Origin of the sequence: Mesorhizobium sp. M7A.F.Ca.US.002.01.1.1, from assembly GCF_004022955.1 — a bacterium.
GTDB classification, from domain to species: domain Bacteria; phylum Pseudomonadota; class Alphaproteobacteria; order Rhizobiales; family Rhizobiaceae; genus Mesorhizobium; species Mesorhizobium ciceri.
On the sequence record NZ_RZQE01000517.1, the window covers coordinates 1 to 3,944 of the forward strand.

Consider the following 3,944-nt stretch of genomic DNA (forward strand, 5'->3'; position numbering starts at 1 on the left):
CTTCCAGTCCTTCGGCGGATTGTCCTTGTACGTGTCGTTCTTGTACATCAGGACCATGCCGTAGTTCATCGCCGGCACGCTGCACTCGCCGACCTGTCCGGGCGGGATGTGCGAGATGTCGAGCTTGGTCAAATCCAGCTTCTGGAACAGTTTTCCGCAATGCACGAAGGGCGGAAAATCGTCCGTATCGACGACATCCCAGGTCACATTGCCTGATTCGACCTGCGCCTGGAGCTTGGCGATTTCGGTCGGCCCATCATTCAAAAGCTTGACGCCGCTCTTGTCGACGAATTCCTTGAGGGCGGCGACCTGGCCGTCCTGGTAGATGCCGCCATAGGAGACGAAGGTCAGCGTCTTTCCCTTCAGCGAGCCGTCCACCACGGTCCCGGCCGGCGGCGCGTTCTGCGCGTGAGCGGCGGCCGCAAGCAAGGCCAGTGCGGCGGCGCCGACGAACCCGGCCAATCTTGATCTGCTTCCCATTTTCTAACCCTCCGATGGCTCGCTGTTTGATTTTGGTAGGCCGGGCGCGAGCGTTTTCCGGGCTACATATTGGTCGAGGTCGACGGCGCCGCTGGTCGGCGGCGCAATGATCCACAGCACTTCGGCCACCGTATCGCCGACATTGATCGTCCGGTGGGGCGTCGAGGTCGAATATTCGATGCTATCGCCCTCTTCGAGGGTGAAGCTCTCCTCGCCGAGCGTCAGTTGCACGCGTCCGCGCAGCACGAGGAACATCTCGCTCGCGTTGCCGTGCGTGTAGGGCACGTCGCCGGTCGAGCCGCCGACGGCGAACTCGCCGCAATAGACTTCCATCTCGCGGATCGGCCGGCGCGACAGCAGCGTCTTGCGGTAGCCTTCGCTGGTCGGCAGCGCCGGCCGCTCGCTGCGTGTCAGCACCGCGTGCGGCGACACTTCGCATTCGTCGAAAAGATCGGCGAGGCTGATGCCGAGCGCATTGGCAATCAGCATCAGCGTGCTGGTGTTGGCGCCGGAAAGGCCGCGCTCGAGCTGGCTTAGGAAACTGGCGGTGGTGCCGATCATGTCGCCGAGCTGGCGCAGCGTCAGGCGCCGCGTGGTGCGATAGGCCTTGATCCGATCGCCCAATACCGTCGAGCGGCGCGCTTCGGCGCTGGTCGCGGCATTGTCGTTGAGTGCGTGATCCGCAGCGATTTTCATGGCGATCTCAGGGTTCACTTAACATGCTATTAAGTGGGGCGTCCTGGCAAGCGGATTCGCCTGGTCACCTGAAAATCATCGATGGACCTGCAGAGGGCATGATCGGCCGACCGGCAACCCGGTTCAGCTCGATCACTGGATCATGAAGCGCGAACTGAATGGCAGGCTTGCCGCGCCGACGGCCTTCGGGCTGATGGTGACGCGCGCCGGCAGCGCTTCGATGCCGGGGAATTCCCGGCCGATGTCGTCGCACAAGGCCTCGGCAATCTTTTGCGGCGCATAGCTGGACAGGACGACCGTCCTGAACTCGACAAACTGGGTCAGCGCGGAGATCGACGCTTTCAGGCGGTCGGAACACTCGCCCAGCCATGCGCTGTAGGCCTCGCCCAGATCGGGCCACTCAGGGCTGCTGCTCCAGATGATTTCGGACGGGCGCCCGCGCATGGCCAGTTCGCTCTCCAGGCGCATCAGGCCGTGATCGAAGCTGGCGCTGGAGTTTCCCTTGTAGATCTGGTGGTTGAGGATGAGCCTGCTCTGCAGCCGTGCTCCGAGATAGAAGAACAGATAATCGTTGAGCGGCTTTGCGACGCCGAACATACTCTCGCCGCCGGCCGCAGCGGTGATGTCGTTCTGCACGAAAACCGGCAGCTTGATCTGTTCCTCGATCTCGGCCTGCAAGGCCTTGAGCGAGGTGCTCGATCCGTTGCGGGTTGCAGCCATCGTGTCGACATCGTCGGGAACCGCCAGGCCGATGCCGGCAACCCGGCTGCGCGCCTCGACCGGCAGGCTGGTCATGGCTTGCCCGATCGCGCCGAACAGATCGCTGCTTTGCGGAAACGGATTGGCTTCATCCGCCGGCAACTGCGTGTGGAAGCGCACCGTGCCGATGAAGTCGATGAGCGCGATGTCGATCCTGCGCCGGCTGAAGCCGACGCCAACCGCATAGGCGCCCTCCGGGTTGAGTGAAAGCGGGATCGTCGGCGGCCCGACGCGGCCGCGCTGCGCCTCGCCCTGCGAGACCAGGCCCTCCTGCTCGAGCGAGCGAACGATGACTGAAGCCGTCTGCGCCGACAGGCCGGTCTTCTCGCCGATTTCCATCCGCGAAATGCCTTCGTTCTGAAGCAGCAGGGACAGCACCAGCCGCTCGTTGTAGCTGCGGACGCTCAATGCATTCAGCCCGCTCGCACGATCGGCGATGCGCAAGGGATTGGGTGGTGCGAATCTCATGTCAGGCAAAGGTCGCCCCGTCGGTAAGAGCGCGTTGCCTGGCGGCGGTATGGTTGCTCATGTCGAGCGGCTCCAGCCGATGGCATCGACCGCGCGGGCGAGCGCGGTGCCCAGCAATCTGTGCGCCTCGGCATCGATGTGAAAGCCGTCCGCCTCGCTGCACGACACCACCGAGCCGGCATCGAAAAAGTGCAGTTCGAGCGAGTCCGCCAGAACCTCGAACTCGAGCGCGAGCAGGCGCGATTTCTCCGGCGCGCCGGCGAATATGGACTTCCATTCCTTGACGTCGTCCTGCATCGGCGGTGGCGCCACGATCATGATCTCGGGCGTCGAGCCGCCCGGACCTGGCGCCAGCTCCTTGATGTCGTAGACGAGGCAGCCGATCCCCATCGCCACTTCCGACGGCGGCTTGTTGAAGCGGATCTTCAGATCGTTGGTGCCGAGCATGATGATGACGAGGTCGAGCGTCGCATGGCTCTGCAGGCAAGGACGAAGATAGGTTCGGCCGTTCTTGTGGGCGCCCTCGATCGGGTCGTCGTGGACGGTGGTGCGGCCGCTCAACCCCTCCTCGATGACATACCAGTCAGGGCCCAGCTGAGAACGCAATATGCCCGGCCAGCGTTCACCCGGACCATAGCGCTCGAGCGGCCCCCTGCCGGGGATCTGGCCGTGCGTGTTGGAGTCGCCGTAGCACAAGACTGATCGCATGTTTTTCCCGCCGGGACAGACTGCGCGCCGAAGCCGGCGAGCGCCATTCATGATGGATAGTGGAGCGGCGAAAGGCAAGCAAGGGAATAGTCATTCAACCTGACTAACTATTGACAGGGCGAATCCGCTGTGCTTCTAAAGTGCCCGGAGGAGTTCTCGACCGTCATCATCGTCCAGCAGAAGTTGGGCTTCGACACGCATGTGTTCGGGGGCGGGAGAATTGCGCGCATCGGTCGGTTTGTGACGGGGGCATGCATTGGGAGAGCGTCTCGTGGCCATACGAATTTGTAGGCCGGAGCAACCACAAGGAGGAGTGTTCAATGTTAGGATTGCTGAAAACCGTCGGCCTGGGGATGCTCGTTGCGTCCACGCTTGCCGTGACGTCCCTGGCGCATGCGCAAGACGTCAAGCTGATGGACGGCGTGGCGCCGCGCCCCGACGACACGCGCATGACCGCCGCCGGTGCGTTCAAGAAGGACCCGCCCTGGGTCATCGGCATGAGCGACTTCGGTGTCAACGCAAACACCTGGACGGTGCAGGTGGCGCATGAGGCGGAGAACGCCGCGGCCAAGGACAAGCGCATCTCGAAATTCATCCTGCTCGATGCCGGCTTCGACCAGAAGAAGCAGGTGGCCGATATCGAGGACCTGATCGCACAGCATGTCGACGCCATCATCGTTCAACCGGTGACCAGCACGTCGGCCAATGCCAGCATCGCCAAGGCGGTCGCCGCCGGCATCCCGGTCATCCTTCACACCGGGCGTATCGATTCCGACGCCTACACCACCGAAATCCAGGGCGGCGCCGAGCACTTCGGCAAGGTCATGGGCGAC

At 63.2% G+C, this 3,944-nt stretch carries 5 protein-coding genes; 1 reads left to right on the forward strand and 4 read right to left on the reverse strand.

Annotated elements, in window-relative coordinates; all coding sequences use genetic code 11:
• The 4 genes from EN932_RS30915 to EN932_RS30930 all read right to left on the reverse strand — a co-directional run.
• On the reverse strand, positions 1-480 hold a 480-nt coding region (locus tag EN932_RS30915), incomplete at its 3' end, for an extracellular solute-binding protein (protein WP_348630213.1).
• Positions 481-483: 3 nt separating this feature from the next.
• Positions 484-1,176: an XRE family transcriptional regulator gene (locus EN932_RS30920; protein WP_024503956.1), complete on the reverse strand. Its 693-nt coding sequence runs from the start codon at positions 1,174-1,176 to the stop codon at positions 484-486.
• Positions 1,177-1,308: 132 nt separating this feature from the next.
• Positions 1,309-2,403: an ROK family transcriptional regulator gene (locus EN932_RS30925; protein ID WP_013530471.1), complete on the reverse strand. Its 1,095-nt coding sequence runs from the start codon at positions 2,401-2,403 to the stop codon at positions 1,309-1,311.
• Positions 2,404-2,460: 57 nt separating this feature from the next.
• Positions 2,461-3,111, reverse strand: a complete 651-nt coding sequence (locus tag EN932_RS30930; RefSeq protein WP_023809404.1) for an SGNH/GDSL hydrolase family protein — start codon at positions 3,109-3,111, stop codon at positions 2,461-2,463.
• A gap of 320 nt (positions 3,112-3,431) precedes the next feature.
• Here EN932_RS30930 and EN932_RS30935 point away from each other — a divergent pair.
• On the forward strand, positions 3,432-3,944 hold a 513-nt coding region (locus EN932_RS30935), incomplete at its 3' end, for a substrate-binding domain-containing protein (RefSeq protein ID WP_164890710.1).

Bases quoted from the DNA above. Each gene is read 5' to 3' on its own strand.
- EN932_RS30920 (WP_024503956.1), bottom strand. From the start codon at position 1,176: ATGAAAATCGCTGCGGATCACGCACTCAACGACAATGCCGCGACCAGC.
- EN932_RS30925 (WP_013530471.1), bottom strand. From the start codon at position 2,403: ATGAGATTCGCACCACCCAATCCCTTGCGCATCGCCGATCGTGCGAGC.
- EN932_RS30930 (WP_023809404.1), bottom strand. From the start codon at position 3,111: ATGCGATCAGTCTTGTGCTACGGCGACTCCAACACGCACGGCCAGATC.